The sequence below is a fragment of the Aneurinibacillus tyrosinisolvens genome, from assembly GCF_001015055.1.
GTDB classification, from domain to species: Bacteria; Bacillota; Bacilli; order Aneurinibacillales; family Aneurinibacillaceae; genus Aneurinibacillus_A; species Aneurinibacillus_A tyrosinisolvens.
The window spans coordinates 265,529-283,546 of record NZ_BBWZ01000001.1 but is presented as its reverse complement, the minus strand read 5'-3'; the positions used below and the strand labels follow the sequence as shown (position 1 = coordinate 283,546).

At 47.0% G+C, this 18,018-nt stretch carries 19 protein-coding genes, 3 pseudogenes and 3 riboswitches; of the genes and pseudogenes, 9 read left to right on the top strand and 13 right to left on the bottom strand.

What is annotated here, in order from left to right; translation table 11 throughout:
* Positions 1–306: 306 nt before the first annotated feature.
* The 3 genes from MBEAL2_RS01405 to MBEAL2_RS01395 all read left to right on the top strand — a co-directional run bounded on the left by MBEAL2_RS01405 (position 307) and on the right by MBEAL2_RS01395 (position 1,845).
* A complete protein-coding gene (locus tag MBEAL2_RS01405) occupies positions 307–1,302 on the top strand; it encodes an NAD(P)/FAD-dependent oxidoreductase (protein ID WP_047150517.1) in 996 nt (331 codons plus the stop codon).
* A 91-nt stretch (positions 1,303–1,393) separates the two neighbouring features.
* Positions 1,394–1,576: a hypothetical protein gene (locus MBEAL2_RS01400; protein ID WP_047150516.1), complete on the top strand. Its 183-nt coding sequence runs from the start codon at positions 1,394–1,396 to the stop codon at positions 1,574–1,576.
* Between the two features lie 17 nt (positions 1,577–1,593).
* The gene (locus MBEAL2_RS01395) at positions 1,594–1,845 is read left to right on the top strand and encodes a hypothetical protein (RefSeq protein ID WP_047150515.1); all 252 of its coding nucleotides are present in this window, start codon (positions 1,594–1,596) and stop codon (positions 1,843–1,845) included.
* Between the two features lie 21 nt (positions 1,846–1,866).
* On the opposite strand, the gene MBEAL2_RS01390 is transcribed toward MBEAL2_RS01395, so the two are convergent.
* Positions 1,867–2,391 (bottom strand): GNAT family N-acetyltransferase, encoded by a 525-nt coding sequence (locus MBEAL2_RS01390; RefSeq protein ID WP_047150514.1) that lies wholly within the window; start codon positions 2,389–2,391, stop codon positions 1,867–1,869.
* A 225-nt stretch (positions 2,392–2,616) separates the two neighbouring features.
* On the opposite strand from MBEAL2_RS01390, the gene MBEAL2_RS01385 reads away from it, so the two are divergent.
* A complete protein-coding gene (locus tag MBEAL2_RS01385) occupies positions 2,617–3,036 on the top strand; it encodes a CBO0543 family protein (protein ID WP_052947356.1) in 420 nt (139 codons plus the stop codon).
* Between the two features lie 262 nt (positions 3,037–3,298).
* Here the strand turns inward: MBEAL2_RS01385 and erpA are convergent, their stop codons facing one another.
* Positions 3,299–3,652 (bottom strand): iron-sulfur cluster insertion protein ErpA, encoded by a 354-nt coding sequence (erpA, locus tag MBEAL2_RS01380; protein WP_047150513.1) that lies wholly within the window; start codon positions 3,650–3,652, stop codon positions 3,299–3,301.
* A gap of 312 nt (positions 3,653–3,964) precedes the next feature.
* On the opposite strand from erpA, the gene mqnE reads away from it, so the two are divergent.
* On the top strand, positions 3,965–5,071 hold the full coding sequence (gene mqnE / locus MBEAL2_RS01375; protein ID WP_047150512.1) for an aminofutalosine synthase MqnE: 1,107 nt from the start codon (positions 3,965–3,967) through the stop codon (positions 5,069–5,071).
* 68 nt (positions 5,072–5,139) lie between these two features.
* Here mqnE and MBEAL2_RS01370 read toward each other — a convergent pair whose 3' ends face one another.
* The 5 genes and pseudogenes from MBEAL2_RS01370 to cysK all read right to left on the bottom strand — a co-directional run bounded on the left by MBEAL2_RS01370 (position 5,140) and on the right by cysK (position 8,471).
* Positions 5,140–5,658: a DoxX family protein gene (locus MBEAL2_RS01370; RefSeq protein WP_047150511.1), complete on the bottom strand. Its 519-nt coding sequence runs from the start codon at positions 5,656–5,658 to the stop codon at positions 5,140–5,142.
* A 170-nt stretch (positions 5,659–5,828) separates the two neighbouring features.
* Positions 5,829–6,092 (bottom strand): DUF1450 domain-containing protein, encoded by a 264-nt coding sequence (locus tag MBEAL2_RS01365; protein WP_047150510.1) that lies wholly within the window; start codon positions 6,090–6,092, stop codon positions 5,829–5,831.
* A gap of 6 nt (positions 6,093–6,098) precedes the next feature.
* Complete coding sequence (locus MBEAL2_RS01360; protein WP_047150509.1) at positions 6,099–6,398, bottom strand: YuzD family protein; 300 nt, start codon at positions 6,396–6,398, stop codon at positions 6,099–6,101.
* Between the two features lie 13 nt (positions 6,399–6,411).
* Positions 6,412–7,544 (bottom strand): annotated as a pseudogene (locus MBEAL2_RS01355) (bifunctional cystathionine gamma-lyase/homocysteine desulfhydrase).
* A 3-nt stretch (positions 7,545–7,547) separates the two neighbouring features.
* A complete protein-coding gene (gene cysK / locus MBEAL2_RS01350) occupies positions 7,548–8,471 on the bottom strand; it encodes a cysteine synthase A (protein ID WP_047150662.1) in 924 nt (307 codons plus the stop codon).
* A gap of 212 nt (positions 8,472–8,683) precedes the next feature.
* Here cysK and MBEAL2_RS01345 point away from each other — a divergent pair.
* Positions 8,684–8,905: pseudogene (locus tag MBEAL2_RS01345) on the top strand (NifU family protein); the annotation flags it as partial.
* Positions 8,906–8,959: 54 nt separating this feature from the next.
* On the opposite strand, the gene MBEAL2_RS01340 reads toward MBEAL2_RS01345, so the two are convergent.
* The gene (locus MBEAL2_RS01340) at positions 8,960–9,436 is read right to left on the bottom strand and encodes an NUDIX domain-containing protein (protein WP_047150507.1); all 477 of its coding nucleotides are present in this window, start codon (positions 9,434–9,436) and stop codon (positions 8,960–8,962) included.
* Positions 9,437–9,542: 106 nt separating this feature from the next.
* Here MBEAL2_RS01340 and MBEAL2_RS01335 point away from each other — a divergent pair.
* Together MBEAL2_RS01335 and MBEAL2_RS01330 are read left to right on the top strand one after the other, a co-directional pair.
* Positions 9,543–10,327 (top strand): annotated as a pseudogene (locus MBEAL2_RS01335) (SDR family oxidoreductase).
* 46 nt (positions 10,328–10,373) lie between these two features.
* Complete coding sequence (locus tag MBEAL2_RS01330; protein WP_047150506.1) at positions 10,374–10,889, top strand: phosphatidylglycerophosphatase A family protein; 516 nt, start codon at positions 10,374–10,376, stop codon at positions 10,887–10,889.
* Positions 10,890–10,945: 56 nt separating this feature from the next.
* Here the strand turns inward: MBEAL2_RS01330 and MBEAL2_RS01325 are convergent, their stop codons facing one another.
* The 5 genes from MBEAL2_RS01325 to MBEAL2_RS01305 form a co-directional block, all read right to left on the bottom strand.
* Complete coding sequence (locus tag MBEAL2_RS01325) at positions 10,946–11,737, bottom strand: TIGR01457 family HAD-type hydrolase (protein WP_047150505.1); 792 nt, start codon at positions 11,735–11,737, stop codon at positions 10,946–10,948.
* A gap of 19 nt (positions 11,738–11,756) precedes the next feature.
* Entirely contained in the window at positions 11,757–12,746 is a 990-nt protein-coding gene (locus MBEAL2_RS01320) for an ABC transporter permease (protein ID WP_047150504.1), read from the bottom strand.
* A complete protein-coding gene (locus MBEAL2_RS01315) occupies positions 12,733–14,226 on the bottom strand; it encodes a sugar ABC transporter ATP-binding protein (protein ID WP_047150661.1) in 1,494 nt (497 codons plus the stop codon). The genes MBEAL2_RS01320 and MBEAL2_RS01315 overlap by 14 nt, the downstream gene beginning before the upstream one ends.
* 135 nt (positions 14,227–14,361) lie before the next feature.
* Complete coding sequence (locus MBEAL2_RS01310) at positions 14,362–15,444, bottom strand: sugar ABC transporter substrate-binding protein (RefSeq protein WP_047150503.1); 1,083 nt, start codon at positions 15,442–15,444, stop codon at positions 14,362–14,364.
* An 80-nt stretch (positions 15,445–15,524) separates the two neighbouring features.
* Positions 15,525–15,636: riboswitch (SAM riboswitch) on the bottom strand.
* Positions 15,637–15,662: 26 nt separating this feature from the next.
* Positions 15,663–16,196, bottom strand: coding sequence for a 1,2-dihydroxy-3-keto-5-methylthiopentene dioxygenase (locus MBEAL2_RS01305; protein WP_047150502.1), 534 nt, complete (start codon positions 16,194–16,196; stop codon positions 15,663–15,665).
* An 84-nt stretch (positions 16,197–16,280) separates the two neighbouring features.
* A riboswitch (SAM riboswitch) is annotated at positions 16,281–16,395 on the bottom strand.
* 181 nt (positions 16,396–16,576) lie between these two features.
* A riboswitch (SAM riboswitch) is annotated at positions 16,577–16,690 on the top strand.
* A 97-nt stretch (positions 16,691–16,787) separates the two neighbouring features.
* Here MBEAL2_RS01305 and mtnK point away from each other — a divergent pair.
* Positions 16,788–17,933, top strand: a complete 1,146-nt coding sequence (gene mtnK, locus MBEAL2_RS01300) for an S-methyl-5-thioribose kinase (protein ID WP_369405450.1) — start codon at positions 16,788–16,790, stop codon at positions 17,931–17,933.
* Positions 17,934–18,018: the final 85 nt, after the last annotated feature.

Sequence of the window (18,018 nt, the reverse complement as noted above, 5' to 3'; positions counted from 1 at the left end):
ATTTATAAGCGGGTCAGACATTTGTACCTTTTTTCACTATGTTGCCCTGCAGAAAGGTTTGAATTCTTTTATTTTTTACCCACACTTAATCATTTGTTCACATTTTTATCATAAATCGGTTTTTATCTTTTTGCAAGTGAAAATATGCACAAAGAACGGGAATTTGTACCTTTTATTTTAATCCGAACTTTTTACTTGTTTAGCCGGCAATCGTTCGTTTTTGTTAATTCCGCTTTTCATTGCCCATACAGGCAGATATAATGAAAAAGGAATATAGCGCTTCAAATTTTCGGAGGTGTCAGAATTATGGGTCAAAATAGGGATGAGAAAGTTTATGAAATAACTATTATTGGCGGGGGTCCGACAGGACTGTTTACTGCTTTTTATGCGGGAATGCGCCAGTCAAGCTGCAAAATTATTGAAAGTATGCCCCAGCTGGGCGGGCAGCTATCCGCCCTCTATCCTGAGAAATATATTTATGATGTGGCGGGTTTTCCCAAGGTGCGCGCCCAGGAGCTGGTGGACCGCCTGAAGGAGCAGGTCTCTCACTTTGATACATCTATATGCCTTGAAGAAAAAGTAGAAAATGTAGAGAAAAAAGAAGACATTTTCGCAATTACAACGGACAAGGGTGTCCATTTCTCCCGTTCGGTCATTATCACAGCGGGAGTCGGCGCGTTTGAGCCGCGCAGGCTCGAACTGGAAGAAGCCACAAAATATGAAAAAGCAAACCTTCATTATTTCGTCGATGACTTAAATAAGTTTGCCGGACAAAAAGTTGTTGTATTCGGCGGCGGGGACTCCGCGGTTGACTGGGCTTTAATGCTTGAGCCGATTGCGGAAAAAGTGACGATTGTCCACCGTAGAGATAAATTCCGCGCCCATGAACACAGCGTGGAAAACCTGATGAACTCTAAAGTAAATGTTCTGACTCCTTATGAACCTCACTCCCTTGAAGGCGACGGCAGAATTGAAAAAGTAACGATTCGTAACAGCAAAACAGAAGAACTCGTCACAGAGGAAGTGGACGCTGTAATCGTGAATTTCGGCTTTATCTCCTCCCTTGGCCCGATTAAAGATTGGGGACTTGAGCTTGAGAAGGGTTCGATTGTCGTTAACTCAAAAATGGAGACAAGTGTGGAAGGGATTTATGCAGCGGGCGACATCGCTACATACCCGGGCAAAATTAAGTTGATTGCCGTTGGGTTCGGAGAGGCGCCAACTGCGGTAAACAATGCGAAGTCCTACATGGATCCGAACGCAAAAGTACAGCCTGCCCACAGTTCCAGCTTAAAAATGTGATAAAGACAAAACCTGCCGGATGGCAGGTTTTTCTGTGTATAAATTCCGTTTCAAAAGCAGACCTTATAAAAAAAGGAAGTGAGTAATCGAGATGACGCGCAGTACCATTTCATTTATGTATAACATTTTTCTTGTGGTAATAACATTCGGTATCCCGCTGCTCATTTTCTTCGGCAGTGATCACTTGATTACCGGTCTGCTCGCCGCCGTTCTCTCTTTCATTGTTCTGGCCAGCTATGCATTATACTCAGGCCTCCTTAACAGGCGAGGCTAACCGGGAGGCGGAGCGTTGTGTCTATGTGTCCTGTATGCAACGGGTTACACCGTATCGAAAATCTATGTTCCAATTGCCAGCGTCTTCTGGACGACGTAGGAAAAATCGAATCCTTTTACGATCCGTACAGCCCGTACCGCCAGTGGGATGAGTTAAAAACGACGAACGGATTTCCGGACCTCGCGAACCATCAATGCATGCATGTGCTTGTTTGTCCGGACTGCGGCCTGGAACAGGTTGTTGCAATAAAGGAAACGGAGCTTCTGTGAAGTACAGAAGTGCCGTTTTCTTTACAAAAACAGCACCATAAGCTCCTCATCCCAGTACGCTCCATCGTATTTCATTGAGTTTTTCTCTATGCCAAACACTTCAAAGCCAAGGGAAAGATAGAGATTTCGGGCCGCCTCATTCCGCTTTACAACAGTTAAGTTAAGCTGCTCCAGCCCTTCCTGTTTTCTCGCCTCATCTATTACTTTTTTCAACAGTGCTTTTGCCCTTCCCTTGCCCCTTTCGCTAGAGGCGGTATACATCGCTACGAGTACTGCTTTGTGCCGTAATTTAATCATCTGCTCCCGAAGCAGCGTAACAATGCTAACTAATCTGTCCCCGGCGAACGCGCCCATGCTGAATGCGTTATCCGTGCAGATTAAGCGCCTCTTCATTTCTTCCAGTAAATCTTCTTGTCCTATTGTTTCTTCATATGTAGTTGCGAACGCCTCTGGATTTTTCTTTAAGCCTTCCAGCCGTAAAGCAAGGTATTGTTCTGCATCGTCTGCCGTTAAGCTTCTTATCGTAACTCGTTCGTTGTTTTCCATATGTTCCGCGCCTGCCTCCGATTCAGTCTTTGGTTTGCTATAACTTCTAGCCGAAACGAGGAATGTCCTTTATTTACATTGAAGAAACGGCTGAATTGCTGGGATGAATTTTAGCAGCCCATGCTGGAGAAGATAACGATGTACATAGCCAAAAATACCCGTTCTTTAAAAAATATTTATCCGGCTTCATTTATAAGTAGTTGAACAATAAAGGAGTGCTGCCCCATGGGATACGTATTTTCACAGTGGGAGCAAATTGTCAGGGAACGTATTAAACTTAGGGAAATGGAACTTGCATACTGGATAAAATACAATTTATTTACCTTTAACTGGTGGCTTATACTACTAACAATCATAACATTTTGGATTGTTTGGTGGAGATTCCTGGATAAAAATAGGCTGGTTGAGATCTTATTATTTGGTTCCTTTGCTACGATTATCGCAAATGTTCTGGATGTAATCGGAACAAGTTTTGTGTTATGGAGCTATCCTTATGCCCTGTTTCCCGTGGCGACTCCTTTGCTTCCTGCCAATCTCGTCGGATTTCCCGTGGTCTATACGCTGGCTTACCAATACTACCCGGGCGCTAAAGAGTTTTTTTGTTGCTTCTGTATGTGTTTCCCTATTTTTCGCTTTCGGAGTTGAAGTCCTGCTGGAAGTGCTGGGGATTTATCAACCGCTTGATTGGAAACACGTCTATTCCTTCCCTATCTATATTTTGATTGCCCTATTAATAAGGTATACAGTAAATAAAATAATGCTTATCCAGAAGAAATCAGGAGAAAATAAATAGCCCATGGTCCTATGATAGGAATCTTACCTTATGACTTTAAAGTAACTTATAGTTTATACGATAAACAAAAAGCACCTCTTCGACGCAACAATACGTCAAAGAGGTACTATTTCATTAGCACTCGCTTGGTACACCCACATCCTCTTTCGTTCTGAAAGAAGATCCACAGCCGCAGGAAGCAACTGCATTCGGATTGTCAATTGTGAACCCGCCGCCCATCATGGACTCTTTATAGTCGATCTGTACGCCTTCCAAATATTTTGCGCTATCGGAGTCAACTACGACTTTCACGCCATGAATGTCAAATTCCTTGTCGCCTTCCTGCACTTCATCATCAAAACCCATTCCGTAAGAAAAACCGCTGCATCCGCCCGGTCTTACACCAACACGAAGGAATAAATTTTTATTATCTTCAGCAGCGATAAGTTCCTGCACTTTTTTACTCGCACTTTCAGTAAGGTTAATCATCTTGCGAAGTCCCTCCTTAACAGGCTTACTATTATTTTTCAGCCCTTTATCTAAAGTATACTAGAAAAGTTTGGTTCACTCAAGGTTTCTAATATTATGATACAAAAATGTTTACTTATCAATGGTAAGCAGTTTTTACTTTACACGCCTTGTTCGATCGAAAATTTAATTCTATAATGAAAGAATGGTTATTACAACGAAAAAACGTGATAACGTCGACTTTATTGTGGACACACAACGAAACGAATAACAAGATACTCTCTGTCATGCTGTGTGTGTATTTGATTAGTTTTATCGGAAGGGGAATATAAAATGAGCACTTTTGTTAAGCAATTTATCCAGGATGAGACTTTGCTTCCTATTATTGAAAAGGTTGAATCCGGAGAACGCCTGACGCTAGAAGACGGAATGAAGCTGTATGAGTCAAACGATTTGCTGACCATCGGCCAGCTGGCCAACCAGGTAAATCTGCAAAAAAACGGCAATAATGTATATTTTATTGAAAACATGTATATTAATCCGACGAACGTATGTGAAGCCCACTGCAAATTCTGCGGATTCCGCCGCGATCCGGACGAAGAAGGCGCCTACACAATGAACGAAGAGCAGCTTCTCGAATACGTATCGAAAGGCTATAGCCCTTCCCTGCGTGAGTTTCATATTGTGGGGGGCCATAACCATGTCGTTCCTTTTGAATACTATCTTGATACAGTCCGTACGCTAAAAAAACATTATCCAGATGTAACAGTGAAAGCCTATACAGCTGCCGAAATTGTCTTTTTCGCAAAAATCTCCGGGCTGACGGAAGAAGAAGTGTTGAAAGAAATGATAAAAGCGGGCCTTGATACAATGCCTGGCGGCGGTGCTGAAATTCTGACGGAAGAATACCGTGAAAAGATGAGTCCGGAGAAAGCCAGCACAGATGAATGGCTGCACGTCCACCATCTGGCTCATAATCTCGGCCTGAAAACACATGCGACCATGCTGTACGGCTCAATTGAACGCCTGGAAGAACGCCTTATTCATATGATTCGCCTGCGCGAGCTTCAGGACCAGACAAACGGCTTTATGGTATTTATTCCACTCGCGATTCAGCCAAAAAAAGTGACGGCTTCCATTAAGCGCCGTACATCTGCATTTGATGATATGAAAACCATGGCCATCAGCCGTCTTATGCTGGATAACTTCCCGCATGTTAAGGCGTATTGGATTAACATTGGAACCCAGTTAACGCAAATGGCGTTAAACTTCGGTTCTTCTGATATCCACGGAACGCTGGTGGAGGAAAGAATCAGCCATGCAGTTGGCGCGCTTTCTCAGTCTGCCCTTACCCGTGACGAACTCGTCTGGTTAATCAAGGGAGCAGGAAAGCAGCCGATCGAACGCGATACGTTCTACAACGTTATTAAAAAGTACTAATTTCATACAAAGGAAAAGCGGCCATCCCCTAGGGGACAGCCGCTTTTCCTTTTATTAGCTAAGACTAACTAAGACGCTTTAGATTTCGGACCGGTGAATCTAATCTTATGTTCTTTATGCATCCACTTGTCGATAAGCGGCATAGCGTAGTAGTCTAATCCGAAGTAGCCTGCGTTACGCCCGGCAATGAGGATGAATGTCGCGATTAAAACCAATTGAGGATTGATGCTTGTTGTTCCACTGAAAAGGAAAGCATAGTTCATCATAATTCCCATGAGAGCTGCAAATGTAGTAAACAATCCGGCAATGAGTGCAATTCCCACCAGGAACTCGGCCCACGGAATCAGGAAGTCAAACAATTTAGCATTCGGCATCGCAACCCCTTCGAGGAAGCTTGCCCACCAGCCTTGAACAGCAGGATGATCGCCCGCCGCCTTAGCCAGTGCTCCTTTGAAAAATCCCATTGTTGCAAAACCACCCGTGAGTTTTTCCCATCCGGAGGTCACCCATGTATATCCTAACCAGAGTCTGAAAACTGTCAGTATACCAGAAGCCATTCTGTTTTCTCTTACCCATTTTACTAACATGATATCCTCTCTCCTTTCGGATGTTGCTTTATTGCTTTCCTTTGATTACATTGTACTCCTTCCGAAAGGAGCTGCGTTCAATTTGTGAATCATTTCACATATAAGACAAAAAGAAATGGCTGAATGGTGACAAGAGTAAAAATACGCTCGCTTATTCACCGCAGCCATGATTAGAATCCCATTTCTCTCCATAACTCGTCTTCTTCTTTCAGCTTTTTCACATGTGCTTTAATCGCTTCCAGCAGTTCGTGTGAAGTAGCGCCGGAGATAAGAGTGCCATTGACGAGCGCATACGGCTGGACAAAGCACTGTCCGCAGTTGCCCAGACAGCCGTATTCAAGAACGTCGACTTCGTCCTCTTCCTCTAAAATTTTCTTTACGCTATCTGATCCGATGCCGAGATTGCTAACACAAAATTCGACCATAGGGCGCATCGTAAATCATCCTATCTTTACGTTATCAATCGCTTGCTGAATTTCTTTAAGCTTAGGGTTGCCTTCCCCGATTACCCGGCCTTCAAGCACAACGAGCGGGTACCAGAATTCATCAGCCTGAATGCGGGCGGCAAAGTCAGCCTCTACTCCTTCGAGAGGCTGATAAATGTCAACATACCGAACGGAAATGCCGTCCCCGTATTTGCGATTCAGTGCCGCCTGAAGCCATTCCGCTGTATCTTTGGCTGAAGGCAGGTTCACACAGCTGGCACAAATTTGCTCCGCTCCGAATACAAGTATTTCCATAATACACACCTCGTTACGCCAACGCCCTTTCCAATTCTTCCAGTAAATCTTCCACATCTTCAATTCCTACAGAGATACGAATTAATCCGTCTGTAATTCCGAGCTCTGCGCGTCTTTCCGCAGGATGGATGCATGGGTCATTTGCGCGGGAACAGAGATCAGGCTTTCTACCGCGCCCAGGCTTTCAGCAAGCGTGAACAGTTTTACGCGGGAAAGAACCTCATTCGCCCGCTCTAAACTTCCTACATCGAAGGAAATCATCCCGCCAAAACCCCGTGCTTGCTTTGCCGCAATTTCGTGGCCCGGATGCGCCGGCAACCCGGGATAAAATACGTTTTTAATGTCTTCCCGTTCAGAAAGCCACTTCGCAATGCGCATGGTGTTCGCTTCATGTTCCTCCATGCGAACCCCAAGCGTCTTCATTCCACGCAGCAAAATCCAGGAATCCTGCGGACCAAGAACAGCACCTACGGAGTTCTGTACAAAGTGCAATCTCTCACCGAGCGACTCATCTTTTACAGCCACAAGGCCGGCCACCACATCGCTGTGCCCGCCGAGGTACTTTGTTGCACTATGGAAAACAATATCAGCTCCAAGGTCGAGCGGGTTTTGCCAGTATGGGGTCATAAATGTGTTATCAACGATAACAAGAAGCCCCTTGTCATGGGCTACTCTGGCCACGGCTTCAATATCGGTCACTTTCAGAAGCGGGTTGCTTGGCGTTTCCAGCATTACCGCTTTCGTGTTCGGCTGAATGGCTGCCTTCAGCGCTTCCTCATTACCTGGATTTACGAAGGTAGCTTCAATCCCGAGTCGATTGAATACTTTGGTCAACACCCGGTACGTTCCACCATATACGTCGTCACCGACAACGAAGTGGTCGCCTTTATCAAACAGCATAATAATCGTAGAAATAGCCGCCATCCCGGAAGCGAAGGCGAAGCCGCGAACGCCGCCCTCGATGTCAGCGATATACTGCTCTACGGCATTCCGTGTCGGATTCCCAGTACGGGAATATTCATAGCCCTTATGCTTTCCAACCGCTTCCTGCTTATACGTGCTTACCTGATAGATCGGAACGCTTACCGCCCCTGTTAACGGGTCGCCGTCTACTCCGCCGTGAATCAGCTTCGTTTTCATTCTCATCGGTTATATGCCTCCCTGATAGATTTTTTTGCTCAAATACCGGTCGCTGCTGTCTGCAAAGAGGACAACAATATTTGTGCCTGGCTTTGCTTTTTTTGCTTCCTCCAGCGCTGCATGCATCGCTGCCCCCGCGGAGCTGCCGACGAGCATTCCTTCGCGCGATGCAAGCTCCTTAACGTGGTTAAACGAGTCAACATCCCGCACGGTATAAATCTCATCAAAATAGCTTGTATCCATAAACGGAGGAAGAAACTCCATGCCGATTCCTTCCGCTTTATGCGGCCCTGATTCACCGCCGTTTAAAATCGAACCTTCCGGCTCAACAATGACCGTTTTAACCGCAGGGTTCTGCTCCTTCAAATACCTTGCCGCACCCATGAATGTACCGCCCGAACCTGCACCTGCCACAAACACATCCACCTTGCCGTCCATCTGTGACCAGATTTCCGGACCGGTTGTTTTATAATGGGCCGCCGGATTTGCCGGATTCCCAAACTGCTGCGGGCAGAACGCCCCTTCGATTTCTTCTTCAAGCTGCTTCGCCTTTTCAATTGCTCCTTTAATGCCCTTGTCTGATGGCGTATTTACAATTTCCGCACCGAGTGCGCGCATGATTTCCTGCTTCTCGACTGAGAATTTCTCGGGAACAACAAAAATAACGCGATATCCGCTACCGACTGCCGCCAGGGCAAGGCCGATTCCTGTATTCCCTGCCGTCGGTTCAATAATCGTTCCGCCCGGTTTCAGTACACCCCGTTCTTCTGCATCGCGAATGAGCTCAATCCCGAGCCGATCCTTGACGCTTCCGCCCGGATTGAAATATTCAAGCTTAGCGAAGAGGCGTACACCCTCCGGCAAATTAAATGTCGTAATTTCAACGATTGGAGTATGACCAATTAATTCTTTTATATTGCGGTACACTTCCATCTTCCTCGTCCTTTCAATTAAGAAGTGAAATCCCTTCTCATCAATATTATCATACCACATTCCTATAAACTGCAAATATCCAAGTAATCTTATTGGTTTTCACGAATGAAAAGTTTAAAATGAAATCAATCCATCGAAAACCATGGATTTATAAGCGAAAGGGTAATATAATATATATATGCATGAAAGGAGTGAATCACCCTATGACAAAAATGGAAGAAGTCCAAGAAGTTTTAGATAAACTGCGTCCGTTCCTGCAACGCGATGGCGGAGACTGTGAATTGGTGGATGTAACGGATGAAGGAGTTGTTCAACTTCGTTTGCACGGTGCATGCGGAAGCTGCCCAAGCTCCACAATCACATTGAAAGCAGGAATTGAGCGCGCTCTAATCGAGGAAGTAGAAGGCGTCCACGAAGTGCAACAAGTGTTCTAAATAAATAAAAAGGTGGTGGGATGAACGTCCCATCACCTTTTTTTTGCCTGCTTTTCACCTTTGAATATACGCCCGGCAAAGGGGAAAAATGTTATCCTGCATAAAGGGACTGAATCCGGGTGCAAACGGCTGCACAGCAAGAGGAAACAGGCGGCTTTCCAACGTTTCGAATCCTGCTGGCATTTGCTCCTGCTTGGTAATAATGCCGCTGTAAATATTTTTCACGATGAACTGGTCCGCAGGGTCTACCGGCTCAATTACATACTGGCCAATCCATTTTAAACCTACAATCTTCGCTCCGGTTTCCTCAAACAACTCCCGATGAGCGGCCTCCTCCGGTTTCTCACCTGGTTCGACCTTTCCCCCGGGAATTTCCCAGCCGCGCTTACGGTGCCGCGTCATCATAATTTCTTTGCCTCTTTCCTGCGCAAATGCCCACACAAGAACATGCTTTGCATCCGAAACAAATTGCTCCGGTGCGAAGGTTAAGGAAACAAACTGCCTTCTCTTATCATAAAAATAATAATGCATTATCACTCGCCACACTTTCGCACTTTAAGACTTTCTTTCCATCACACGCTTATAATACAATTAAAACAAAGCTGGCGAAACATTCCAAGCAGGAAGGGATGGTTTTTTGGAAAACAACCGCACCGCTCTCATAACCGGCAGCGCCAAGGGCCTGGGCTTTCGCATTGCCCACGAACTGGCGGCCAGGGGATTCGCATTGCCATTAATTACCGTTCGAGCGTGGCAGAAGCGCAGGCTCTCCGCCGCGAGATTGAATCCCGTTACCATATCGACGTATTGCTGCTCCAGGGTGATGTAAGCAGCCCGACTGACGCTGCCCGGCTTGTTGATACTGTGGTTTCTGCCTGGAAGCGGATTGATATTTTGATTCACAATGCAGGACCTTACATAAAAGAGCGGAAAAAGTTAGCCGAATATACGGATGAGGAATGGAATACGATGATACACGGAAACCTTTCCAGCGCCTTTTATTTGTGCCGCGCTGCCATTCCTCCTATGAGGGACCGGCGCTTTGGCCGTATTGTGACCATCGGGTTTGAGAAGGCTCCTTCCGCACCGGGCTGGATGTACCGCTCTGCGTTTGCCGCTGCGAAAGCCGGTCTTGTTTCCCTTACGCGAACGATTGCGCTCGAAGAGGCAGAAAACGGAATTACCGCCAATATGGTATGTCCGGGAGACGTCGTAGGGGATGACAAACAGCGAACGATCGAAGAGGCTCGTTCCATTTCCGATCCGGATACCCCTGTCGGACGCCCTGGCACCGGGGAAGACATTTCCCGTGCGATTGCATTTTTTTGCAATGAACAATCTGATTTTATTACAGGCGCTGTACTTGAAGTGACCGGTGGTAAAGATGTGTTAAATAAATACAGAATACAAGGGGAAAAGTAAAGAGAACATATTCCATTTGAGTTTTACATATAAGGAGGAGAAACAAATGAGCAATATGAATACAGCAGTTCGTGATGAGAAAGTACGGAATACAGCGCATCGTCTCCTGGAAGAACGCGGGGTTATGATGGAGCACCTTGTGGAGCTTGTCCTATTTCTTCAGCGCGCATACTATCCGGATTTAACACCGGAAGCCTGTGAGCAGAGCATCAGAAAAGTTCTGGAGAAGAGGGAAATTCAGAATGCCATTATTACGGGAATCCAGCTTGATATCCTGGCGGAACAGGGAAAACTCATGGAGCCTCTGCAGGAAATGCTGCAAACGGATGAAGGCTTGTATGGAATTGACGAAATTCTCGCCCTCTCTATCGTTAACGTATACGGAAGCATCGGCTTTACAAATTACGGTTACATTGACAAGACGAAGCCCGGCATCCTTGAGAAGCTAAACGACAAGAAGCTGAATACAGAAACCGTACATACCTTTCTTGATGATATTGTCGGCGCCATCGCCGCAGCCGCCTCCAGCAGGCTGGCGCACAGCCGCTTCGGAACCAAATGACAAGAAAAAAGGAATGCTGCCGCTTCCGCCGGCCTGCATTCCTTTTTCGATGGTTCTTATACTTTCCATTCAAGCAGATTTTGAGCAGTATATGTTGGTTTTATCGAGGATCGCTCCACATCCTCCGCCTGGCTGAAGCCGGTATAAACGAGCAGTGTGTCGACCCCGCTCTTCTCACCGGCAGCAATATCGGTCTCCAGATTGTCACCGATAAGCAGCGCTTCATCCGGCTTGAGGCCGAGCCGATCCAGCGCGAGCGATATAATGGCTTCCTCCGGCTTCCCCACATAATGCGGCTCTTTTTTCGTAGCGTACGCAATCGATGCGGTAAGCGCCCCGTTCCCCGGCACAAGCCCGATTTCCGTCGGTACGGCCCGGTCACAATTGGTGGATAGAAAATACGCTCCGCCGTAAATCGCCAGCGTGGCCTGCTTCATTTTTTCATACGTAAACGCGCGATCGATTCCGATGACCACATAAGACGCCGGAGCTTTGTCCACAATGTGGTAGCCCGCCTCCCGCAGCGCCGTATACAGCCCTTCCTCCCCGATCGCTAAAACAGTACCATTCCCTTTACTCCCATTGTTCTCTTCAATTTTCTTAATCGTCTCGGCAACCGCCATGCTTGAGGAAAAGAAGTGCTCCGCCGATGCCTTAATCCCCATTTTTTGCAAGCGTTCCGCCAGCTGCTCCGGAGTGAGGGAAGAGTTATTCGTGACATAAAGATAAGGCATCCCCGCCTCTTTTAACGCCGCAACAAACGAGGCTGCTTCTGGAATGACTTCTTTGCCACGATATACTGTACCGTCTAGATCAAGTAAATATCCTTTATATTTCCGTTCTGTCATATCGCGCCTCCTTTCCTTCTTATCCTTTACGCCTGTACATATGAATAAACGTAATCGAAAGGGCAAAAACAAGCACAATTCCTTTCACAATATCAAATGCGTAATAAGGAAGGTTCAGCATTGTTAACCCGTTCAAAAGCACACCGATGAGAACCGCTCCGAAAAACGTTCCGATTACATTTGGTTTGCCGGCTCCGAAAACGGAAAACCCGACGAAAGCAGCAGCAACCGATTCCATGAGCAGCGGAGCCCCTGCATCCATCTGTCCGGAACCGACCCGGGCGGTAAACAGAATGCCGGCCAGCGCGGCAAAAACACCGGCGAGCACATAGGCAACCGTCCGCACGCGATAAACCGGAATCCCGCTGAGGCGGGCAGCTTCCTGGTTCCCTCCTGTAATATAGAGAAGACGGCCGCCCCTTGTATAATTTAAAAAGATGTGAACAACGGCTACAGCAACAAGCATAATGATAACTGGGATCGGAACGCCTGCGAGTTTACCCTGGCCGATCTGCAGAAAGGATTGGCTTAGCGCTCCCGGCGCCGTCGTTCCATCCGGCATCGGCATATTATTATAAAGAGAAAACCCCTGCGTGTATGTCTTGTGCAGACCGTTAATAATGTAAAGCATGCCTAAGGTTGCCAGTAAATCCGGGATGCGGACTTTTACAATAAGAAAGGCATTAATAAGTCCAACCAGTGCCCCAATGAGGATTGGAATAATGATGACAAGCAGGAGCGGCATGTTATACCACACCATGAGTGAAGCCGTAATGACGGTAGTCAACGATACCGTTGAGCCGACAGAAAGATCAAACCCGTCTACAATAAGGGAAAAAGTAACCCCGATGGCGACAAGCGTTGTAATGGAAATCGATCGCAAAATATCAGCGATGTTATCATATGTGAAAAAATTCGGATTTACAAAACTAAAAAAAACAACAACAGCCACAATAACAAAAATGGCGCCATACTTATATAAAAAGTCGAAAAACCTACCCCTGGACATGATTTGTACCTCCGCTCGCATACAGTAGAATATTTTCTGAGGTGACTTGTTCGCCGGTTAATTCTTTGACAATACGCCCATCACACATGACAAGAACCCGATCAGAAATACCAATAATTTCGGCAATCTCACAGGAAAAGTAGACGACCCCTTTCCCTGCTTGCGCCAGCTTTCCTATCAAATGAAAAATATCGCGCTTTGCCCCAACGTCAACGCCTTTTGTCGGCTCATCAAACAGGAAGATTTCCGCATCGGTTGAAAGCCATTTGCCGATAACAACCTTTTGCTGATTCCCCCCGCTGAGAAGGCCTACCTGTTCTTCCGCATTCGGCGTTTTAATCCCCAGCTCCCGGATCATGCTGCTTGCGTGCTCCTGTTCTGCCCGCCTGCGGACAAATCCGCCGCCGGCAAATTTCCGTAAAATAGGGAGCGTAATGTTCGCACGAACGGACTCCTCTACGAGGATCCCTTCTTTTCTCCGTTCTTCCGGAACGAGCACAATTCCCGCACGAACCGCATCGCTTGGCTGGTGCAGCCTAACACGGCGCCCACGGAGCAGGACTTCCCCTTCTTCCATCCGATCCGCCCCGAAAAGAAGGCGGGACAGCTCCGTTTTCCCTGCTCCTACCAGGCCTACAACGCCGACGATTTCTCCGCTGCGGACAGTCAGGTCTACCCCGCGGACTTTCACACCGCTCCGTACATTATGGACCTCAAGCAGCGGATTTCCGATTTCTACCCGGGCTTTCGGATACTCTTCCGTAAACGACTTACCGAGCATCGCTTCTACAGTAAGCTGGATTGTCGTTTCCACTGTTGGTTTCGTCCATACGTTCTGCCCGTCCCGCATTACTGTAACCCGATCGCATACTTCCATCACTTCGGGAAGGCGGTGGGAAATGAAAATACAGGCGACCCCGTCCGCTTTTAACCGGTACATAATGGCAAATAACCGTTCAGCCTCTTCCATGCTTAGCGGTGCTGTCGGTTCATCAAAAATCACACATTTGGCTTTATGCGATACAGCCCGCGCAATAAGCACAATTTGTTTTTCTGATAATGTTAGTTCTTCAACCTTTTTACGTACAGGAAGCGCGTAGCCAATTGTTTGAAGAATGGCCTCTGCTTCTTTGTACAGGGAGTTCCAGCGAATCCAGCGTTTTCCCCCTGCGTTCGCTCCCCGGTCTAGCATAATGTTCTCACCGACGGTAAGGGACGGGACGAGCGCTGTATCAACCTCCTGGTAGACGCAGTGAATGCCGGACCTTTTCGCATCCGCCGGACTCAGGATGCTCAGCGGCTGCCCGTCGAGCGAAATCACGCCATTGTCCGCTTGATAGGCACCGGACAATATTTTCATCAAGGTGCTTTTTCCTGCTCCGTTCGCACCGAGCAGGGCGTGGATTTCGCCTCCCCGAACCTCAAAGCTTACCTCTTTCAGAGCTTGAACGCCGGAAAACGATTTATTTATCTTCTTCATCTCTACTCGTGCTGTTGATTGTGACAAATGCCCGCCCCCCTTATTCAATGAAACTTTCTGCTAACGAATGGTTTGCCGCTAACACAAAGGCGGCTATCGCAGAGCCCGGAGCCCACAGCGATAGCCTTCGTTACGTTATTTTTTCATCCAGTCTGCAATTCCCTGGTCGCTGTTGCCCCATTCTTTGATGTGGTCATGCAGCTTGTCTGTCGTTACTTTCTCGGTCGGCAGTGATTCGCGTGTCACGAGTACCGGTTTAAGCACAACGGTTTCCGGTGTTTGATCCTTATGAAGCTTCTGGTAAGCGTAGCGAACCTGCACACGCCCAATGTCTTTCGGGTCAACTGCTGCAGAAGCAACCCACGGTCCTTTTGGATTTTGGATCATCTGTAAATCTTCATCACTCATATCAATTCCATATACTTTAATGTCCGTACGGCCTGCTTGTTCGATGGCTCTTGTTGCCCCTTTAGCGAATTCATCCCATGCAGCCCATACCGCTGTAATGTCACCTTTATTCGGATACTTCTTAAGAACCGCTTCCATCTGTGCTTGGGTATCAAGCGCTGTATTTGCTGTTGCGGCACCAAATGCCGCTACTTCCTTAATTCCCGGGTTTTTCTTTAAGAACTCCTGGTAGGCAACCTGACGGCGTTCCATCGGTGCGAATCCGGCTACCCAGATTTTCACGATGTTTCCTTTTCCACCGCTGTCTTTTGCCAGCTTGTCAAGAACAGAAGTAGCCATATCCTTATCGCCCTGCTCTAAAACTGTCACACCCGGAACCTTTATATTTGCGTCAAAGGCAATGACCGGGATATTTTTTGCTACGGCATTTTGTACGCCTTTCGTTAGTGCTTCCGGTGTTCCATGGTCAATGAGAATGGCGTCAAACTTCTGGTTCACTGCCGCATCAAGGTTAGCAGCCATCCGTGCCAGGTCCCCATCCGCTGTGAAAACCGTTACCTGTCCGCCAAACTTCTTCTCAACTTCTTCTTTCACACCGCTAATGTACTGGGCTGAGAAAGTGCCGAGGTTTATCTGCATAACGAGTGCGATTTTCTTATTCGCCAGCGGATTGGAAGAATCGCCTCCCTGCTGGGTGCCTGCTTCATTCTTCGCAGCGGGTGCTGCCGTTTTGCTGCCGCATCCTGCGGACAGTACCGTTAATACCGCAATCAGAAAAACTGCGATTATGGTTTGAATCTTTTTATTCACGTAAAACTCCCCTTTTATTTTTTATTAAAAAAGCCTCTCTTTTGAATAAGAGAGGCACAATGAAACCATGTTTGGCTTGCCTCTCATCTCTCAGGTTTTCCCCCTGCAGGAATTAGCACCTTACCGTAAAATGTTTCCGGGTAGGTTGCCGGGCGTCATCGGACCAGTTCCTCAGCCTTCTCTTGATAAGAGTAAATCATATATTCAGTTGCAAACGGCTACTCTGCAAAAGCAGGGTCGTTGTACGGGGCCGCCACCCAGCCTGATGGGTCAATGAAAAGGCGGACGGCAATAACTTGCCGATTATCCATGAGTGTGAAAAAGTGCGGTGTGTTTTCCGGAACGGAGATGACGTCTCCGGCCTCCAGTTCCACATTGAAGTATCCATCGGTCCCCTTAATAACGAAAATGCCGTTGCCTGCAGCAATCGCCCGGACTTCATCTTCCGAGTGCGTATGCACCTGTTTGAATTTTGTCAAAAGCTCCTCAATGTTGGGCGTTTCTTCTGAAAGGGCAACAATGTCCCACTGCACATACCCTCTGCGGGCCGCCAGCGATTTAATCTCACTATCAAAGGCTTCGAGGATTCCCTGCTTTTCTTCCTCTGTTAAAACGAACTTCCCGTTTAACTGCTCGGGAAACTTGTTTTTATCCCAGTGTTCATACAATACATCATATCCATTGAGGAATTCCTTGACGTTCTGCTCCCCTTCGATTACTTCGTTCGTATTTCGAATGCGGATGACTGCCATCTGGCGTCTCCTCCCTTTCCATGCATTGGATTTGTAAAATAAAAAACCTCTTTCGCGCTGAAAGAGGTTTGATTGTATAACCATACCTTATCTTTCAGAACGATTGTCCTGTAGGAGTTAGCACCTTACTGTCTAATAAGCTATACAGCAGGTTGCCGGGCATCATCGGGCCTATCCCTCCGCCATCTCTTGATAAGTCGTTGTGTGTTTAGTTTTCATATTCGTTCAATTCCGATGATTCGGATGTGACTAATAATACCGCGTAACATTGCGATATGTCAAGACCCTTTTTTCTCCTTGACAAATAATATAATTCATTTTACATTTTTAGTACTGCAATTTTTTACTCAGTTCAAAAAGTAAAAACAATTAAATATACGCTCTTATCAAGAGGTGGTGGAGGGACTGGCCCGATGAAACCCGGCAACCTGCTGCATTTTTTTGTGCGGTAAGGTGCTAACTCCTACGGAATATACTGTTCTGAGAGATAAGGATGAAATCGTTTCCTCCCCCTCTTTCAGAATAGAAGAGGGGTTTTGTTATATAAGAGCGAACAATGGCCAAGTAATTTTAGAGAGGAAAGTGATTCTCATGTCAGTATATCGTGCCTTTAACGAACAGGAAGCTGTCGCTTATGCCAAAAATATTCCCGGATTATTTCCGGATGATGCACGCCTTGTAAGCCGTGAAATCGGAGACGGCAATTTAAATCTCGTTTTCCATATTAAAGATGAAGGCCCATCGGGAAAAAGCATTATTTTTAAACAGGCGCTCCCATATGCCAGGGTAGTCGGAGAGTCCATGCCGTTGACGCTTGACCGGTCCCGCATTGAAAGCGAGGCTTTAATTTTACAGGGCAGCCTATGCCCCGGCGCGGTTCCGAAGGTATATCATTACGATACCGACCTTGCGCTTACAGTAATGGAAGACTTATCCGCCTACCAAATCATGCGCAAAGGCCTTGTTGAACGCAAGCATTACCCTGATTTTGCCGAGCATATCGGTACTTTCCTGGCCAGAATGCTGTTTTTAACGTCCGATTTAGCCCTCGATCCACTGGAAAAGAAGAAAAAGGTCGTTGAATTTACGAATCCGGAGCTGTGCAAAATTACGGAAGACCTTGTATTTACCGATCCGTATTATGACGCGGAAACGAATACGTTCAATCCTCTCATTGAAGGGGCGGTTCATGATATTTGGCACAATGACGCTTTAAAGCTGGAAATCGCAAAGCTTAAAGAAGGATTCCTCACCCGAGCGCAGGCCCTTCTCCACGGCGATCTTCATACGGGCAGCATTATGATTACCGAGGCCGATACGAAAATTATCGACCCTGAGTTTGCCTATTATGGTCCGATGGGCTTCGATATCGGTGCAGTGATTGCCAACCTGCTGCTTAATTATGCGGCCCATGAAGGCCACACGCCGGATAAAGAAGAACGGGAAGATTATCAAGCCTACCTGCTCAACACGGTTACATCGCTATGGACGGTGTTTGAGCGCGAGTTCCGGGTATTGTGGCAGGAAAAGCTGGCAGAGCCGAGCGCGACTGTGCCAGGTTATGCAGATGATTATTTGCACCGCCTTCTTCAAGATACAGTTGGATATGCGGGCTGCAAAATGATGCGCCGCGTTATCGGGCTCGCCCACGTCTCGGATTTAGAAAGCATCGAAGACCGGAGCTGCGGGCGAAAGGAGAAACGCTTGCTCTCGAAATCGGCCAGCGGCTCGTCTTAAAAAGAGAAAGCATTAGCCACATTGATGATATTGCTTCGCTTGTCAAGACAGTGGAAAAAGGATGCGTGCAATCGTAAGCGGCCCA

Coding starts and splice junctions, on each gene's coding strand:
- mtnK (WP_369405450.1), top strand. CDS start 16,788: ATGTCAGTATATCGTGCCTTTAACGAACAGGAAGCTGTCGCTTATGCC.
- mqnE (WP_047150512.1), top strand. CDS start 3,965: ATGAGCACTTTTGTTAAGCAATTTATCCAGGATGAGACTTTGCTTCCT.
- MBEAL2_RS01390 (WP_047150514.1), bottom strand. CDS start 2,391: ATGGAAAACAACGAACGAGTTACGATAAGAAGCTTAACGGCAGACGAT.
- MBEAL2_RS01385 (WP_052947356.1), top strand. CDS start 2,617: ATGGGATACGTATTTTCACAGTGGGAGCAAATTGTCAGGGAACGTATT.
- MBEAL2_RS01370 (WP_047150511.1), bottom strand. CDS start 5,658: ATGTTAGTAAAATGGGTAAGAGAAAACAGAATGGCTTCTGGTATACTG.
- MBEAL2_RS01365 (WP_047150510.1), bottom strand. CDS start 6,092: ATGCGCCCTATGGTCGAATTTTGTGTTAGCAATCTCGGCATCGGATCA.
- MBEAL2_RS01340 (WP_047150507.1), bottom strand. CDS start 9,436: ATGCATTATTATTTTTATGATAAGAGAAGGCAGTTTGTTTCCTTAACC.
- MBEAL2_RS01325 (WP_047150505.1), bottom strand. CDS start 11,737: ATGACAGAACGGAAATATAAAGGATATTTACTTGATCTAGACGGTACA.
- erpA (WP_047150513.1), bottom strand. CDS start 3,652: ATGATTAACCTTACTGAAAGTGCGAGTAAAAAAGTGCAGGAACTTATC.
- MBEAL2_RS01330 (WP_047150506.1), top strand. CDS start 10,374: ATGAGCAATATGAATACAGCAGTTCGTGATGAGAAAGTACGGAATACA.
- MBEAL2_RS01305 (WP_047150502.1), bottom strand. CDS start 16,196: ATGGCAGTCATCCGCATTCGAAATACGAACGAAGTAATCGAAGGGGAG.
- MBEAL2_RS01405 (WP_047150517.1), top strand. CDS start 307: ATGGGTCAAAATAGGGATGAGAAAGTTTATGAAATAACTATTATTGGC.
- MBEAL2_RS01315 (WP_047150661.1), bottom strand. CDS start 14,226: ATGAAGAAGATAAATAAATCGTTTTCCGGCGTTCAAGCTCTGAAAGAG.
- MBEAL2_RS01320 (WP_047150504.1), bottom strand. CDS start 12,746: ATGTCCAGGGGTAGGTTTTTCGACTTTTTATATAAGTATGGCGCCATT.
- MBEAL2_RS01400 (WP_047150516.1), top strand. CDS start 1,394: ATGACGCGCAGTACCATTTCATTTATGTATAACATTTTTCTTGTGGTA.
- cysK (WP_047150662.1), bottom strand. CDS start 8,471: ATGGAAGTGTACCGCAATATAAAAGAATTAATTGGTCATACTCCAATC.
- MBEAL2_RS01360 (WP_047150509.1), bottom strand. CDS start 6,398: ATGGAAATACTTGTATTCGGAGCGGAGCAAATTTGTGCCAGCTGTGTG.